This is a genomic window from Flavobacterium algoris (assembly GCF_048158525.1).
Taxonomy (GTDB): Bacteria; Bacteroidota; Bacteroidia; order Flavobacteriales; family Flavobacteriaceae; genus Flavobacterium; species Flavobacterium algoris.
Genome location: NZ_JBLNKT010000046.1, coordinates 1 through 17,825 on the forward strand (window position 1 = coordinate 1; position 17,825 = coordinate 17,825).

The 17,825-nt window shown below is 33.0% G+C and carries 12 protein-coding genes and 1 pseudogene; 4 read left to right on the forward strand and 9 right to left on the reverse strand.

The annotated features are described in order from the left end of the window. The first annotated feature begins 217 nt into the window (after positions 1 to 217). Positions 218 to 1,198 carry a LuxE/PaaK family acyltransferase gene (locus ACM55I_RS15840; protein WP_416847804.1) on the forward strand — a complete coding sequence of 327 codons (981 nt, stop codon included), beginning with the start codon at positions 218 to 220 and terminating at the stop codon, positions 1,196 to 1,198. 33 nt (positions 1,199 to 1,231) lie between these two features. Here ACM55I_RS15840 and ACM55I_RS15845 read toward each other — a convergent pair whose 3' ends face one another. The 6 genes and pseudogenes from ACM55I_RS15845 to tyrS all read right to left on the reverse strand — a co-directional run. Beyond that, positions 1,232 to 1,786, reverse strand: coding sequence for a DUF4982 domain-containing protein (locus tag ACM55I_RS15845; protein ID WP_416847805.1), 555 nt, complete (start codon positions 1,784 to 1,786; stop codon positions 1,232 to 1,234). A gap of 103 nt (positions 1,787 to 1,889) precedes the next feature. Continuing rightward, positions 1,890 to 4,304, reverse strand: coding sequence for a DUF4982 domain-containing protein (locus ACM55I_RS15850; protein WP_465245415.1), 2,415 nt, complete (start codon positions 4,302 to 4,304; stop codon positions 1,890 to 1,892). Positions 4,305 to 4,413: 109 nt separating this feature from the next. Beyond that, a complete protein-coding gene (locus ACM55I_RS15855; protein ID WP_416847807.1) occupies positions 4,414 to 5,481 on the reverse strand; it encodes a glycoside hydrolase family 53 protein in 1,068 nt (355 codons plus the stop codon). A 983-nt stretch (positions 5,482 to 6,464) separates the two neighbouring features. Continuing rightward, positions 6,465 to 10,538, reverse strand: a complete 4,074-nt coding sequence (locus tag ACM55I_RS15865; protein WP_416847808.1) for a hybrid sensor histidine kinase/response regulator transcription factor — start codon at positions 10,536 to 10,538, stop codon at positions 6,465 to 6,467. A gap of 307 nt (positions 10,539 to 10,845) precedes the next feature. Then, positions 10,846 to 11,079: an AbrB/MazE/SpoVT family DNA-binding domain-containing protein gene (locus ACM55I_RS15870; protein WP_416847819.1), complete on the reverse strand. Its 234-nt coding sequence runs from the start codon at positions 11,077 to 11,079 to the stop codon at positions 10,846 to 10,848. A gap of 168 nt (positions 11,080 to 11,247) precedes the next feature. Beyond that, positions 11,248 to 12,531 (reverse strand): annotated as a pseudogene (gene tyrS, locus ACM55I_RS15875) (tyrosine--tRNA ligase); the annotation flags it as partial. Between the two features lie 91 nt (positions 12,532 to 12,622). On the opposite strand from tyrS, the gene ACM55I_RS15880 reads away from it, so the two are divergent. Beyond that, positions 12,623 to 13,612, forward strand: coding sequence for an NAD-dependent epimerase/dehydratase family protein (locus tag ACM55I_RS15880; RefSeq protein WP_416847809.1), 990 nt, complete (start codon positions 12,623 to 12,625; stop codon positions 13,610 to 13,612). On the opposite strand, the gene ACM55I_RS15885 is transcribed toward ACM55I_RS15880, so the two are convergent. The 3 genes from ACM55I_RS15885 to ACM55I_RS15895 are packed head-to-tail and all read right to left on the reverse strand — an operon-like array spanning position 13,613 to position 16,158. After that, positions 13,613 to 14,068 (reverse strand): DUF4296 domain-containing protein, encoded by a 456-nt coding sequence (locus tag ACM55I_RS15885; protein WP_416847811.1) that lies wholly within the window; start codon positions 14,066 to 14,068, stop codon positions 13,613 to 13,615. Positions 14,069 to 14,079: 11 nt separating this feature from the next. Next, entirely contained in the window at positions 14,080 to 15,420 is a 1,341-nt protein-coding gene (locus ACM55I_RS15890) for a dihydroorotase (protein WP_416847812.1), read from the reverse strand. Positions 15,421 to 15,432: 12 nt separating this feature from the next. Then, positions 15,433 to 16,158, reverse strand: coding sequence for a polyprenol monophosphomannose synthase (locus ACM55I_RS15895; RefSeq protein WP_416847814.1), 726 nt, complete (start codon positions 16,156 to 16,158; stop codon positions 15,433 to 15,435). 105 nt (positions 16,159 to 16,263) lie between these two features. Here ACM55I_RS15895 and ACM55I_RS15900 point away from each other — a divergent pair, with 105 nt between their 5' ends. Next, positions 16,264 to 16,935 carry a DUF4271 domain-containing protein gene (locus ACM55I_RS15900; protein WP_416847815.1) on the forward strand — a complete coding sequence of 224 codons (672 nt, stop codon included), beginning with the start codon at positions 16,264 to 16,266 and terminating at the stop codon, positions 16,933 to 16,935. Positions 16,936 to 16,948: 13 nt separating this feature from the next. Next, positions 16,949 to 17,698 carry a uroporphyrinogen-III synthase gene (locus ACM55I_RS15905; protein WP_416847817.1) on the forward strand — a complete coding sequence of 250 codons (750 nt, stop codon included), beginning with the start codon at positions 16,949 to 16,951 and terminating at the stop codon, positions 17,696 to 17,698. Positions 17,699 to 17,825 lie beyond the last annotated feature (127 nt).

Here is a 17,825-nt window from a genome sequence, read left to right on the forward strand (position 1 = left end):
AAACAAACTTTTAGAACAATTATTAAGGCAATATTTTCAATTTTTAATAAATTTCTGCTAAATCAGGTATTCCTTAAAACAAGTAGAGGCTATCTTTTCAGACAACCTCTTTTTTATAAAACAGTACTGCTATTTATTAAATTGAATAAAGCGCTTGCAAAGACTTTGAATGCTTAAGTGTCTACAATTTTTTTACTTACTTTTGTAAAAAAAATTCTTGATTCCAACTACCGATATATTTGCTATTTCCAGTCAAAAACAGTTTGAGAAAATCGCTTTAAAAGTGTTTCGTTTTCAATACGAAAACAATAAGGTGTATCAGGAATTTTGTAATTTTTTAAAAACAGATCCTCACAAAGTAAAATCATTATCTCAAATTCCCTTTTTACCGATACAGTTTTTCAAGAGTCACCAAGTCGTTTCTAATACAGATGCGATTGAAGAAACTTTTACCAGTAGCGGAACAACCGGAATGATTACCAGCAAGCATTTAGTCACTGACGCTTCCATATATGAAGAAAGCTATCGCAAAGGATTTTCTCAGTTTTATGGGAACATCGAGGATTATGCTATTTTGGCGTTGCTCCCTTCCTATCTTGAAAGAGAAGGCTCTTCGTTGATTTACATGGTTGAAGATTTGATAACACTTTCCAATCATCCGGAAAGCGGTTTTTACCTGCACAATCATGACGAACTTATAGCAAAACTCATTGCTCTGGATCAAGCAGGACAAAATATCATTTTAATTGGCGTCACTTATGCTTTGTTAGATTTGATTGAGAAACACCAATTCCAACTGCAAAACACCATAATCATGGAAACGGGAGGAATGAAAGGAAAACGTAAAGAAATGATTCGGGAAGAATTACACGAACAATTATGTAAAGGATTTAGCGTTGCGGCAATTCATTCAGAATACGGGATGACCGAATTGCTTTCACAAGCATATTCTTTAGGAAATGGCGTATTTGAATGCCCTTCCTGGATGCAAATCCTCATTCGTGATACCGAAGACGCTTTGACCTACATTCAAGACGGGAAAACGGGTGGAATCAACGTAATTGATTTGGCTAATATCAATTCCTGCTCTTTTATTGCCACGCAGGATTTAGGCAAAAAAAATCCCAACAACTCTTTCGAGGTATTGGGACGTTTTGATAATTCTGATATTCGAGGTTGTAACTTGATGGTTCTTTAAAGTGTATTACAATAACTCATACTATTTCCTGACTTAATTAATTTTTAGAGTTGCCGATTCTAAATTTGCTCCCGAAGCCTTTATCGTTATCGGACTGTTTAAATTCTTAGTTTTAAGAATAATGACAGCAATTTCTGCTTCGGCTTTCACGGGATTTTCACCAATTAATGCTGCATTTTCTCCGCTTAAAGCAAAAGTTACTTCGTTCATTGCCGTTGGGATAAAGGTTCCATTCAAATCGGTGATTTTAGCATATACAAAAACCATATCAGGAGAATTCGCATTGATTGCTTTTGACGAAACATCATAACTCAATTTGATTTTTACTGGGCTTTCAGGAGTTTTCACAACATTAGAAATCACTTTTTCTCCTTTGATAAATCCTTCGGCACGCAAGGTTCCAGAAATAAATTTATCCAGTTTAAAAACAAACGGAGAATGTTGTAAGGCATCTCTATTACCATTTACAAATGGTTTTTCCTTAGACACCAAAACATCGTTTAAATACAAGGCCACCTCATCACAATTAGTATATAAAGTCACATTCAATGGGGAATTTGCTGTCCAATAATTAGCAATTTGCACCATTGGCCCAGAAACCAATTTGAGAATCCATTTAGAAATTCGATAAACAAAAAAACCCTCTTTCCATTTCCAGAAAAGAGGGGTTCTAAATTTTTATTATGAAATTCTAATCAGTAGAATTAATAATTAAAGTTGCTGTTTTTAATCCTTTTCCACTAACCGTTAATTCCATATTTCCGGCTTCTTTTAACGATTGAACCAGCACTACTAATTTTCCGCTGAATAGTTTCATTGTTGGCAAATGAAATTGTTCCAGTGAAGTAGCGTCCCCGTTACATGCTGCCCTATAGGTTCCTTTTCCTTTCACTTTAAATTGCAATTGATCTGTTGCTGTGGGACATGGAATCCCATTTTTATCTACTAAAGAAACAGTAACATATGACAAGTCTTTACCATCTGCCTGTATTGTTTTTCTATCGGCGTTAAGCACAATTTGGTATGCTTTTCCAGCAGTATGAATTTCCTCTTCGGCAACTGCTTTTCCTTCTTTATCAAAGGCAACTACTTTCACTGTTCCTGGTTCGTACTTAACATCCATCCACATCAAACGATATCTGTTTTGTGGTGTTGCAGTATTCTTTTTTTGAATTCCCATACTTTTCCCGTTTACAAAAAGCTCTGCACTGTCATAATTAGTATACACAAATACCGGTGTTACCTTACCTTCTCGACCTTCCCAATTCCAATGTGGTAAAATATGTAAGGTTTCTTTTTCTTTATTCCAGCGGCTTCTATACAAATAGAATCGGTCTTTAGGCAAACCTGCTAGATCATTAATTCCAAAATATGAACTACGAGAAGGCCAGCTTTCATCATAAGGAGTCGGTTCACCTAAATAATCAAACCCTGTCCAAACAAATTCACCAATAACCCATGGCTTATCATCTTGTAATATAAAATCTTCATCAGGTACATTTGACCAACTACAGGCTTCTAAATCATAAGAAGAACTTTGAAAATCAGCATATTGCTTGTCTTTAGCTTGTACTACGGGAAATTTATAAATTCCTCTTGAACTTACGGTAGAAGCCGTTTCAGAACCTAAAATAAATCCTTGTGGAAATTTTTTAAATGCCTCTTCATACAAATGTACTCTGTAATTTAAGCCTGGAACATCTAACAAAGCTCCGAAACCGGATTCCATAGTAGCTTTAACCTGATCCATACCTACCGTTACAGGTCTTGTTGGATCTTCACGATGGAAAATTTCCTGTAACCATTTGGCACGTTTTACCCCAGCTTCTCCCCATTGATCCGGAACTTCATTTCCAGAACTCCACATTACAATAGAAGGATGATTTCTGGTAGCATGAACTAAGTTAACGATATCTTTCTCGGCATAAGCTTCAAAAAATCGGTTGTATCCATTCTTAACTTTTGGCTTTGCCCATTCGTCAAAACTTTCAGCTAAAAACATAAAACCCATTTCGTCACACAATTCAAGTTGTTCCAATGATGGCATGTTGTGAGAACTTCGAATAGCATTACAGCCCATGTCTTTTAAAATAGTCAATTGACGACGTAAAGCCGCTACATTTATTGCTGTTCCCAAAGGTCCTAAATCATGATGCAGGCAAACTCCTTTAAATTTTCGAACCTCCCCATTTAAACTAAATCCTTTATTGGCTTCATATTTTATATCTCGAATTCCAAAACGAGTCGTAACCTCATCTTTTAATTCTTCTCCAACAAACCATTGCGAAACGGCTTTATACAAATAAGGACTTTCTGGACTCCACAATTTTGGATTTTCAACTTTGATGTTTTGATCGAATTCATTTCCGAATTTTGTTGTTACTTTATCAGAACTTAGTTTTTGCCCATTAGCATCAAAAATAGTGGTAACTAAATAGCCATTTTCGCCAGTAGCTTTTGTTTTTACATTTACTTTAGCTGCTTCCTTGCTAATAAAAGGCGTTGTAATAGAAGTTCCCCACTGATCAATACTTTCCTTATTTTTTATGATAAGGCTTACTTTTCTGTACAAACCGGCACCCGGATACCAACGTGAAGCAAACTCTTTGTTGGTTAATTTTACCGCCAAGGAATTCTCTCCTGTTGTAATGAAATCAGTTACATCAAAATAAAAATAGCTGTAACCATAAGCCCATTCGCCCACCTTTTTCCCGTTTAAATAGATTTGTGGTTCGCTCATGGCACCTTCAAAAAGCAGAATCACTTTCTTTCCATTCTCCGCAGCCGATATCGAAAACTTGTTTCTGTACCAAGCGGAACCAACATGAGGCAATGAACCTGTTCTTCCTGTTTTTTCGGAAGCTACTTTTTCACCATTTTGAACAATAGCTACTTTTTGTTTGTCTATTTCTTTATCAAAAGGACCGTAAATTGCCCAATCATGAGGTACGCTCACTTTTTCCCATTTTGAATCATTAAAATTGGATTGAAAAGCATTTTCGAAATCTCCTTTTTGAAACTTCCAGTTCGAGTCTAATTCCCTAACTGTCCGTACCTGAGCAAAGGAAATTTGTGTAATTGTTAAAAATACAATTAGAATATTCATCAATTTATTCATTATCAATCTGTCTAATTATTTAATATTATAATATAAAAAAAATCTTATCTTTTTTCAATGTAACTTTATTAAGCTATCCTGTTTTATCACTCATAAATTATTCTTTAAAAGCATCTAAGGCCGGTGATGGTTTCCCATCAGATTGCCATGCATTTAATTGATAGCCACTCCAACTTTTCTCTCCTTCAGGTTCCCAATAAATTACTCCAAGCCCTTTATTATTGGGTACATTTTTTACCGCATTAATTACGGCAATCAACATATCCTTAGTATTTTGAACTAAAGTATAATCCCCTCCAACCTCAACAACCATAACTTCTTTATTGTATCTGGAAACCATATCATTGAGATTATTGGCTAAATCAGCGATAGTAGCTTTATAATCACTTTTTAACCAATACGGATAATACGAAAGACCTATTACATCGTACTTTACATTATTTGCTTTAGCATTATCAAAAAACCATCTGAACTTGGCATTATTATTCCCCTCATCAAGATGGACAATAACTTTAATAGCCGGATTAATTGCTTTTGTAGCATCATAGCCTTTATTCAAAAGTTGTGTGAGTTGACCGAAATTAGCCGATTTTCCTTCTGGCCATAACATGCCGTCAGGGATTTCATTCCCCACTTGCACCCATTCTGGAGTTACTCCAGCCGTTTTTAGTAAGGTCAAAACATCAAAAGTATGATTATAAACATCATTTAATAATTCTGAAAAACTATGATTTACCCAAGCAGTAGGTTTAGTTTGCTTTCCGGGATCCGCCCAAGTGTCACTGTAATGAAAATCGATCATAATCCGCATTCCTAATTTTTGAGCACGAACAGCCATAACCACAGTTTCTGCAGGACTACAATGTCCACTTGCTTTGTCATTGGAAGGATTTACCCAAACCCGAAGACGAATGGTATTAATTCCTCTGTCTTTTAGCAATTGCAAACAGTCTTTCTTTGTACCGTCTGCGTCATAAAATTTATACCCTGTAGCTTCCATCTGGGGTAACCATCCTACATCGGCTCCTTTTGAAAAAGCAAAAGTTGTTGGTACTGTTGGCTTCGCAGAAGTTGTCTCTGGATTTTGTGCATTACTACAAGAAAAAGTTGTCAATGCAATTAACACTATGAAAATCTGTCTTAATTGTACAAATATTTTATTCATCTTATTTTTTTAAAGCCTGAAAAACAGACGTATTATAGGGTTATAATTCTAAATTTATTTAGATACCTTTATTCAACTCTTTTTTAAATCTATTGGTTAATTTTATTGGAATCAACCAATAGAATCACTACTAATTATTAATTTAACTTGATTGTTTTGTCTATTGCATTAATTGTTACTGTATAAGTGCCTGAAGTACCTACAAACTTAAAATTTGCATCACCACTTCCATCATTTTGAAATTTTGAATCTATAACATAACCGGCATCTGCATAATGTTTGTAATTATTATTGGTATCCCAAACCCCTTGACTTTCAAAAAATCTGAAAACTCCAGCAGAGAATGCAAAAGTAGCTTGCCAAATATCAGGATTAATTTCAACAATTTGTGTTTCGCCTCCACTAAAATTCCATCCTCCCGGTGTTGCATCACCTACAACCCAAATTTGGTTTTGGATTGACTACTGTTAATTCGTTTCCCCATAATTAATTTTTTTGGTGGTTTTGGTTAATTTTTTTTAAAAAAATAGGTAGTTCTAATACGTTGCAATTTAGGTTTAGGGTAAAAAATCAAAGGGGAATTAATTCATCTTTATAGGGAGACAAAATCGTTTTATTGGTATAAAATACCAATAAAATTAAGGATATAGAAAAAAAGGCGATTTTTTAAATTATTATTATTTTATTTAAAAACCACAACGGTCTTAAAATCGAAGCAAGTTCGCTTTGCGACTTTAAAAAAACATCGATTTTAGAAATTCCCAAGCAGTACTGAAGTAGTAAACAAGGAAAGAATTAGCATCAATTTTCATTTGTGAAATAAAAAACGACACTGTTTTTAGGTACTATAATCCAGAATTATAGTAATAGGTAATGTTAAAAAAATAGTTGGTGCATTCCAGGTTGCAACGAGTATAGAATTTCTATTGGAATTAAAAAGGGAATTAAGTATTACCTGAATAATCCAAAACCTCGGTAAGCTATTAATCGTTTAAATAAGAGGAAGGGTTCTTGCCAAAGCGTTCTTTAAAGAGCTTGCTAAAATATTTACGGTCAGAATATCCTACCAAATAGGATACCTCAGCTACTGTATTCTCTTTTTTTAAGAGCAATTGTTTGGCCTTCTTTAATTTGTATTCTCGGACATACTCCACCAGTGACAAACCCGTTAAAACTTTAAGTTTTTTATAAATTACGGAATGGCTCATGCCCAAATGCTTAACCACTACATTTACAGAAAAATCATTACAATCTATATTTTCCTCAATTAAATTGCCTAGATTTTGAAGAAAGGCAAGATCTGATTTGTTTTTGGTTAAGTCCCCAATAGACATAAACTCCTCTGAACGGAATATTTCATGTAACCGCACTCTATTTTTTAAAATATTTTTAATTCTGGCACGAAGGAGCGACTCATTAAAAGGTTTTGTAATATAATCGTCCGCACCCGTTTCAAAACCTGCCATTTTATGCATGAAAGAAGCTCTGGCCGTTAAAAGTATGACTGGTATATGGCTAGTACTGGCATTTGATTTCAAATTATGGGTTAACTCTATTCCATCCATTACTGGCATCATGACATCGCTCACAATGAGATCCGGTAATTTCTCTAAGGCAATTTCTAAACCTTCTTTTCCATTGGAAGCTTGTAAAACAGTAAACTCGTCAGAAAAAAGGTCAACAATATAGTTGCATATGTCCGCATTATCTTCTACAATAAGTAACGTTTGCTCTTTGATTACAGCAATAGCATCATGAGTTTGCTCAACGATTTGTTCATTCCCTTTTTTACTGGTAAAATAATTTTCTATAAGTTCATCATTGGTTTCATTTCCCCCAATTTCATCTTCATTAAAATAAGCATTCCCTTTTTTCAATGTGATTATAAAGGTACTACCGGAACCCTTTTTACTTTTAACGGTTATTTCTCCGTGATGCAGCTTTATAATTTCATTTGAAATCGTTAACCCTAATCCAAAACCGGCTCCATTGCTATTATTGGAATCACTGGCCTGATAAAAACGATTAAATATTTTCGAAAGATGTTTCTTTGAAATCCCAACTCCTTCATCTACCAATTCTAACTGTACTTTTTCTTCCGTTTCTGTGACAAAAAGCTTTATAGTGCCTCCGGTATTTGTGAATTTTAATGCATTAGAAAATAAATTATACAGCACTTTTTCCATCTGATTTTTGTCAAACCATAATTCTATCATTTCGCTTGAGGATTCAAACTCAAATTTGATTTCCTTCTGATAGGCAAATTCCTTAAAAGACAGATAAATCTCCTTACTAAACTTAACCCAATCCTCTTTTACTACATTTAATTTGATTTGATGATGCTCCAGTTTTCTAAAGTCAAGAAGTTCATTCACTAGATTAAGTAAATATTCTCCATTCTTTTTAATGGTACCAAAAGGATTTTGCTGATGGCCTTCAGTAAAGTCATCGATTTTTAATAATTTATTGATGGAACTCAAAATAAGCGTTACAGGAGTTCTTATTTCATGAGAGATATTCGTGAAAAAATCTTGTTTCAGATTATAGAGTTCTATGTCTTTTTCGTGTGTGAATTTCTCAAATCTTAAATCCGCTTTCATTTTTCCCCATGTAATGATGTATTTTATAAAAACATATAAAATTAGAATTACTAAAAGAGTATAAATTAAAAATGCCCACCATTCCAACCAAAAAGGTTTTAAAATTTTAATATTTACAGCACTATATTCATTTGTCCAGTCACTTCCCAATTCTCTGCTCCTAACTTTAAAAACATATTTACCTGGTGAAAGATTCGTATAAGTAGCCGTACCATCTTTACCTATCGATCGCCAATTTCGATCAAAATTGTCCATTTTAATCTGGTACTCACAATTAGCAGAGGAAGGAAATTGCATTGCTGCAAATTCAAAAGTAATGACATCCTGGTCGTATTCTAAAGTTATATCTTTAGAAAAAGCAATGTCGTTTTTCAATATTTCATCTTCCCCGATTGGAACTTCTTTATTGAAAAGTTTGAAACTTGTAAATTTTACTTTAGGGGTGATGTTTTTAGCTTTGATTGTTTCAGGATTAAATTTAATAACTCCCTTAGAACAACCAAAGTACAACATCCCTTTTTCGTCTTTAAAACTGGAGTTAATATGATAAACCCCTTTAAGATTTGAAAAACTGTTGAAATTTTTTGTTTTATAATCATAATTAAAAATCCCTTGTTTAGTACTAAACCAGATTAATCCCCTGTTATCTTCTATAATTGCCGTCACTGTCTGATAACGGACATTTTTATATTTTTCAAAACGATTAATTTTTTTGGTCTTTTTATCCAAAAGATTAATTCCTTCTCCGGCAGTTCCAATCCATAAATTCCCTTTGGTATCTTTTAAGATACTGTAAACATAATCACTGCTAATAGAGTTTTGATTATTCCCTGAACTTTTATAAACTTTAAAACGGTTGGTTTTTGGATTCAGGAGATTGACTCCGCCACCAAAAGTAGCCAGCCAAATTAAATCTCCATCTTTTTGAAGTGAGATTACATTGTCACTACTTATAGAAAATGGGTCTCCTGATTTCTTTTTATAACTTTTAAATTCTTTTGCAGTTACATTATAATAATTAAGTCCTCCTCCCCAAGTAGCTACCCAAATATTGTTTTTTTCATCTTCAACAACGTAACGGACATCATTGTAACTTAACGATTTTGGGTTTGCTATATCTTGTTTGAATTGTATAGCGGAACCTGTTTTGTAATTAAAATTAACCAGGCCATTTACAAAAGTTCCAATCCAAAGAGTTCCGTTATTAGCCTCTTTTATGTACTGAATATAATCGTCTCCTATTGAATTCTTTCGCTCACTATTATATCGCTTTACGGTATTTGTTTTTTCTTGCAAAACAGCCAGTCCTTTTCCGTCTAGCCCCATAAAAAAAGCATCCTTATTTTTATAAACAGACAATACTGACATTGGTGTTTCCCCTTTATCAGCACTGGGCAAAAAAGTATAGTCTTTATTAGAACTTAATACATCAACACCATTCCATGCCGTTCCTAACCAAATATTAAAATTCTCATCTTCCATGAGATTGTATATGGCATTACTGGAAATTGAAGATTCTAATTGGGAATCATTTGTATAATTATAAACAATTGGCTTTACACTATTGATATTAGTTATTTTAAAAAGTCCGTTACCATCTGTTCCAATCCATAAAGCCCCATTTTTTCCCTTTTTTATGCACCGTACAATCGTAATCTTTTTATCTATTCCGTAATTTTTTTTTTGAAAGCTTAAACTATTTACATCTAATGTCAGCAATCCTTTCCCGCTCGTACCGATTAGAATTTCATCCTTATTCAAACTGCTTATAGAATGGATGTAATCCGGCGAGATAGCGCTGGAAGAATTAATGCGTACAAACACACCCGTTTTGGGATTGAATTTATTTAAACCGCCGCCAAAAGTACCGATCCAAAGATTTTTATTCGCATCTTCATAAATACTTCTAACGTCATTATTACTTAATGATTTTTTATTGGTAGCCTGAAACTTATAGGTTTTAAATTTTTTTTTTCTTTCTTCAAAAAAGGAAAGCCCATTTTTTGTACCTAGCCAAATCGTTCCTTTTGAATCTTCAAAAAGAGTATTCAATTCATTAGAAGGAACAGAACGATTATCATTCGAAATATTTTTGTAAGCCACGAATTTATCATTCGAAGGATTGTATAAATTCAATCCTCCTCCAAACGTAGCAATCCAAATTTTTCCTTTATGATCTATCAGTAAATCGGAGATGTCATTTGCGCTTAAAGCACTATTTTGTTTATTGTATGTTTTTATTTTGTTACCGTCATACCGATTCAAACCATTTTCAGTACCAATCCAAACAAAACCATTTTTTTCCTTTACAATACTTCTCACTCTGTCATTAGAGAGCCCATTGGTTTGATTTATTTTATTAAATATAACTTGCGACTGACCAAAACAAGGAGTAAAAACAGAACATATTAAAAGGGAAAATAAGGTAAAAAAAGAGTGTATTAGTTTTGTTTTCAATGTCAGATTTAATTTAAGAAATCCCTAGAAATAAATTATTGAAATCTATTTTTTAGCAATAAATAAACGATTTACAAATTTGTTCTAAACAACAAATATATACAATTGACTTTTATTTATATCTTTTTTTGCTTCTAATGAATTTTAATATAAAATATCGGAGGAATGCTCAAAAATTGAATTTCACTCAAATAAAACAAAAATTCAAATTATAGTCAAAAAAAATCCCAACAACTCTTTCGAGGTATTGGAACGTTTTGATAATTCTGATATTCGAGGTTGTAACCTCATTGCCCTAAAAGAAAGTTCAATCGTTTTTTAACTCAAAAACAATCTCCTTTTTATCATCATTAACAGAAAACCTAACCTGATCATTTTTTCTTAAACCAAGTTTTGTTCTAATTTTTTTTGGGATAGAAACAAAATCATTTGTGGTTGTAGAATAATTAATTATACAAGAATCAACAGCTTGTCTAACCCCTTCAATTTTAGAAACAATTTTATAGTTTTTAAAACCTACCACATTCAAATATTTAGGCATAACCACAAAATTTTCTTGACCAACCTTTTGAATATATTCAGTTTCGTTTTTAAAGCCTCTAATTTTAACCCTTGTAGGTTTTTTATCTACACTAGGAACAGCTAATCGTCTTTTCCTTGGAAGCAATTTAACTTTCCCTAAAGATTCACGGACTTCTTTTTTCAAGCTAATCACAAAATAATTTTTCTTTCCGCTTTGCAACAACACAAATTGATTGTTGATTAAATCTTTGGTCGAAAGCACAAAATCTTCGGCAACTTTTTCTTTATTTATTGAAATAGAATTTGCAGTCAAAGCACGTCTTGCTTCACCATTCGATTTCATAAAACTTGTTTTTTCGTTCAAAACAGTAACAATATCAATTCCTGCTTCAATCTCATTTCTGGCAATTTCCGCCTGCGGAACACCTTCAAAAACTTCTAAGAAAGTCGCTTCGTCTAATTGTTTCAAATCATCGGCAGTGGCATTTCCAAACAAAATATTAGAGGCTTTAATTGCTTTTTCTAAATCTTCTTTTGAATGAACAAAAACCGTTAACTCTTCAGCCAATCTTCGTTGTAAAACTCTTAAATGCGGAGCCGTTTGATGTTCTTCTATTAACGCATCTATTGTTTCTTTGTCTAAAAAAGTAAAAATCTTAATGTATTTCTCTGCGTCAACATCGGTGGTATTCAACCAAAACTGGTAAAATTTATAAACCGAAGTTTTATCAGCCGTCAACCAAACATTTCCTCCTTCGGATTTTCCAAATTTTGAACCGTCAGCTTTTGTAATTAACGGACAAGTCATCGCATATGCTTTGGCTCCTTCTGAATTCATTCGTCTTACTAATTCAGTCCCGGTTGTAATATTTCCCCATTGGTCTGAACCTCCCATTTGTAACAAACAATTGTATTCTTTATGCAAATGGTAAAAATCATATCCTTGAATTAATTGATACGTAAACTCGGTAAAAGACATCCCTTCTCCTTCGCCAGACAATCTTTTCTTTACAGAATCTTTGGCCATCATATAATTCACGGTGATTCTTTTACCCACATCACGAGCGAAATTAATGAATGACAAATTCTTCATCCAATCGTAATTATTTACCAGAACTGGCGCGTTTATTTCATTCGAATTAAAATCTAAAAAACGAGATAAAACACTTTTTATTCCTTCTACATTATGATTCAAAGTAGCTTCATCCAAGAGATTTCTCTCATCAGATTTACCGGATGGATCCCCAATCATTCCTGTAGCTCCACCAACCAATGCAATAGGTTTGTGTCCAAAATTTTTCAAATGAACCAAAAGAATTATAGGCACCAAGCTTCCAATATGTAAGGAATCCGATGTTGGATCAAATCCGATGTAAGTGGTTGTCATTTCTTTTAGAAGTTGCTCTTCAGTTCCAGGCATGATATCGTGAACTAAACCGCGCCATTGTAATTCGGAAATAATATTTTTCATTTTATAAAAATCAATTTGCACAAAGATAGTTTTAATTGCATAATTTGAAAATCTATCTCTATAAAATCGAACAATCCATTATCTTTACCAAATGATTTTAGTCACAGGAGGAACAGGTTTAGTAGGTGCGCATGTATTGCTTCATTTAATTGAAAGTGGAGAAAATGTCCGTGCCATTTATCGCAATACAAAAAGTATAGAAAAGACTAAAAATCTATTTAATTTATACAAAAAGCCTAATTTATTTGATGCTATCGAATGGATTCAAGCTGATATTACCGACGTTCCTGCGTTAGAAAAAGCTTTTGCGGGAATCGATTCTGTTTATCATTGCGCCGCTTTGATTTCTTTCGATCCAAAAGACGAAAATTTAATTCGAAAAATCAATATTGAAGGAACCGCAAATATTGTCAATTTTTGTATTGCCAATGCTATAAAAAAACTGTGCTTTGTGAGTTCAATAGCAGCTCTTGGTGATATTGCTCCACACGAAAAAGTTATCACAGAAGAAACCGAATGGAATCCAGAAAAACCACACAGCGATTATGCTATTTCTAAATATGGTGCCGAAATGGAAATATGGCGTGGGCAACAGGAAGGATTAGAAGTCATAATACTAAATCCTGGTGTAATTATTGGTCCTGGTTTTTGGGAACAGGGAAGCGGGCAACTTTTTACGAAAGTAAAAAAAGGATTATCATTTTACACTTTGGGAAGCTCTGGGTTTGTTGCTGTACCAGATGTTGTTCGCATCGCAACTCAATTAATGAAAAGTGAAATTCATAATGAACGATTCACATTAATTGCAAAAAATATCGTTTTCAGAGATATCTTGAACAGCATTGCTGATTCTCTCCTTACAAAAAGACCTACCATTCATGCGAAACCTTTATTTATGGAAATTTGCTGGAGAATAGACTGGATACTATCGAATATTTTTATACAAAAAAGACAACTGACTAGCGCTACTGCAAAAGCATCTTATTCTAAAAATGAATATTCCAATGAGAAAGTTACAACTATTTTGAAAACGGATTTTTTAGATATTCACCAATACATTAAAGAAATTTCAGCTTTATAACTAAAGCCTTTTTCTTTGGTTAATTTCCAATGAATCTATCATTTTACTGGTAGGCGAAACGGATTTCTCAGCTGGTTTTTTCTTCTTATTCTTCTTATTCTTTTTCTCTTCAGCCTTAATTAAAACAGTTATTGCTGTTTTATTTTTAGTCAACCTATCGTTTACTTGATCAATAATACTTGCATATTCCTCATAATTAGAAGCATAATAGGTATTGCTTTTAGAAAATTGTAAACTGTCAACCTTATACTTTTTATAAATATATCTTTTAGGATTTATTTTAAAGGTATCTAAAGAGGTCGGATTTTGGTATTTAATAGCTTCCAAAAGCGATAAATCATACATAATATTGATCATTTCGTCTTTTTCTATAAGCCGATTTGGTTTTTTTAATACCGCATCCTTACAGCTTACAAGTACCGCAACAATCGCTAAAAATGCTATTACTTTCTTCATATCCTACCTTTTTATCTATCAAATAACAATCGTTTTCCTGCACGAATTTCTTTTACTTTGAAAGCAGTATACACTAATTGTCCATTTACAAAAGTATGTGTTATTCTGGATTTAAACGTAAATCCTTCAAATGGTGACCATCCGCATTTAGCAAGAATATTTTCTTTTTTTACACTCCATGGCAAACCTGAATTTATAATAACCAAATCCGCATAATAGCCTTCTTTTATAAAACCACGCTTCTCAATTTTAAAAATCTTAGCCGGATTATGGCACATTTTTTCAACAATTTTTTCAATACTAATTTTACCTTGGTGATGCGCTTCAAACATAGCCACAACGGCATGTTGCACTAATGGCCCGCCAGAAGGAGCTTTTAGATACGGTAGTTTTTTCTCTTCCAGTGTATGTGGCGCGTGATCGGTGGCAATCACATCAATTCGGTCATCAAGCAAGGCTTCCCAAAGTACTTTTCGGTCATTGGCAGTTTTTACCGCTGGATTCCATTTGATTAAATTGCCTTTGGTTGCATAATCATCATTAGTAAACCATAAATGATGAACACAAACTTCAGCAGTAATTTTCTTATCTTCCAATGGAATTTTATTGGTAAACAAATCCATTTCTTTAGCTGTCGAAAGATGAAAAATATGCAAACGGGCACCTGTTTTCTTAGCCAAAGCAATTGCTTTTGAAGACGAAATATAACAGGCTTCCTCGCTTCGGATAAGGTGATGAACCATTACTGGAACATCTTCTCCAAACTCTTCTTTGTATTTTTCAAGATTATTTTTAATGGTAGTTTCATCCTCACAATGAACTGCAATAAGCATAGGCGTACTGGAGAATATTTTTTCTAAAGTAGCTTCGTTATCCACCAACATATTTCCGGTTGATGAACCTAAAAATATTTTTATTCCTGCAACATTCTTCGGATTTGTTTTTAGAACTTCTTCTAAATTATCGTTTGTTGCACCCATCATAAAAGAATAATTTGCATAGGATTTCTCTGCAGCAATTTTATATTTTTCTTCTAAAATTTCTTGGGTTACCGCATTTGGAACCGTATTTGGTTGTTCTATGTAAGAAGTAATTCCTCCGGCAACTGCAGCTTTCGATTCTGATTCTATATCACCTTTGTATGTAAGCCCCGGTTCTCTAAAATGAACCTGATCATCAATCGCTCCAGGAATTAGGTAATTCCCTTCGGCGTCAATGATTTTGCATTGGGAAGATTTAGCACTTATGCTTTCCGCTATTTCAACAATTAAGTCATCTTCAATTAATACATCGCCTTCAAAAATCGTTCCTTCATTTACTATTTTGGCATTCTTAATTAAAATCCTGTTCATCGTATCTTCTTCTTATAATGTGTTGACTAATTTTTTTAATCTAAGGGAAATAACTCCAAAAACAGCTTCTATAATTATAGAGTTACTCATTTTGGATTGCCCTTTTGTTCTATCGGTAAAAATGATGGGAACCTCAACAATTTGAAATTTCTTACAGTAAGTCCTGTATTTCATTTCAATTTGGAAGGCATATCCAACAAATTTTATTTTATCTAAATTGATGCTTTCCAACACTTTTCTTTTGTAACAAACAAAACCCGCTGTAGCATCATGAATTTTCATTCCGGTTATTAATTTAACATAAACTGAGGCAAAATAGGACATCAAAACACGGCTTAAAGGCCAGTTTACCACATTCACACCTGTTACATATCTAGAGCCAATCGCTAAATCAGCATCTCCTAAATGGCAGGCATTATATAATTTTTCTAAATCATTTGGATTGTGTGAAAAATCAGCATCCATCTCAAAAACAAACTCATACGTATGCTTTAAAGCCCATTTAAACCCATGTACATAAGCAGTTCCTAAGCCTGATTTTTTTGCTCTTTTTTCCAAAAACAATCTGTCTTTGAATTCAGATTGAAGCATAACTACTCTATCCGCTGTACCATCTGGCGAATTATCGTCAATAATAAGAACATGAAAAAGCTTGTGTTGAGAAAGCACTGTTCTGATAATGCTTTCGATATTTTCAATTTCGTTATAGGTAGGAATTATAACAATACAATCGTTCATCTTTTGAGTAATTTCAACGCAAAAGTAAACTTTTTATGCCATTTGATTCATAATAAATTTATAATAAAAAAGAATGATGCAAAAAAATAGTAATTTTGTATCGCTATGATTGAACACGTACTTCATCCAAGGATAACCGGAAATAAAGATTGGGCTACACTTTTATTTGTGTTGTCTTTTGCTATTGTTGCTGTTACTAAATCTGTTTTTGAAAACCGTTTTGGTGATTTTTCAAAATTAATTTTTTCAGATAAATACACAAAAATATACAGAGACAGCAGTCATCTTAAAAGCGGTTTTACCATAGCTTTGTTTTTTGTACAAGTTATTTCATTTGCATTTTTCATTCAGCTATCGTTGAGTCAGTTTGGATATGCCACAAAAACAGATTGGATTTTATACATTCAAATAACTACTTTCCTTATCTTTTTTATTTTATCGAAATATCTCATAGAAAAAATTATTGCCACGGCATTCAATATGGAAGAATTTGTTGAACAATTTAATCTTCAAAAGGTTACTTATAGAACCTATATTGGTTTAACAATACTGCCAATCAATATTATTTTGTTTTATTACGACTCAATTTCAAGAAATTTTCTATTATTTATTATAGCTATAGTGTTGATAATAAATATATTAACTTATTTGATTTCAATAAAAAATTATCAAAATTTAATATTCAGTAAGTTGTTTTATTTTATTTTATATCTTTGCGCACTTGAAATAGCCCCCTATTATTTTATGTATTATTGGTTTACAAAAGGGAGCGCATAGAAAATGTCAAAATATGAAAGTGAAAACAATTTTGGTGTCACAGCCTGAGCCTAAAGTGGAAAATTCCCCTTACTTTGAGCTTCAACAAAAGCATAAAGTTAAAATTGATTTCAGACCTTTTATTCATGTAGAAGGCGTTAATGCAAAAGAGATTAGACTTCAAAAAATCGATCTTAATCATTACACCGCAATTATTTTAACGAGCAAGAATGCAGTTGATCATTTCTTTAGGGTTGCTGATGAAATGCGTTTTAAAGTTCCTGAAGGATTGAAATATTTTTGCCAGTCGGAAGCAATTGCTTTTTACCTGCAAAAATATGTCGTGTATAGAAAACGTAAAATTTACGTAGGTCCTAAAGATTTTGCTGATTTATCTCCGCTGATAAAAAAATACAAAGACGAAAAATTCTTATTACCAGCTTCAGATCAATTAAATGCCGATGCGCCAGTAACGCTTAATGCATTGAAAGTAGACTGGACTCCAGCCGTTTTTTATAAAACAGTGATGAGTGACTTGTCTGATTTAGCTGATGTATATTATGATGTTTTAGCTTTCTTTAGCCCAACTGGAATAAAATCATTGTTTAAAAACTTCCCAGATTTCAAGCAAAACGATACCCGAATTGCAGTTTTTGGAAGCACTACACAAAAAGAAGCGTTGGATCACGGTTTAAGAGTAGATATCTTGGCACCAACACCAGCAACACCTTCAATGACGATGGCTTTGGAAAAATACATTGTAGAAGCAAATAAAGGAAAATAGAAAATTACTTTTTTGTCTAGTCCTGAAAAAACGATACAGGATTAATAAAAAATAAAAGTACAATTTTTAAACAGTAGTAAGCTCCGGTTTACTACTGTTTTTTGTTTTATAGGTTCTCATTTTAATT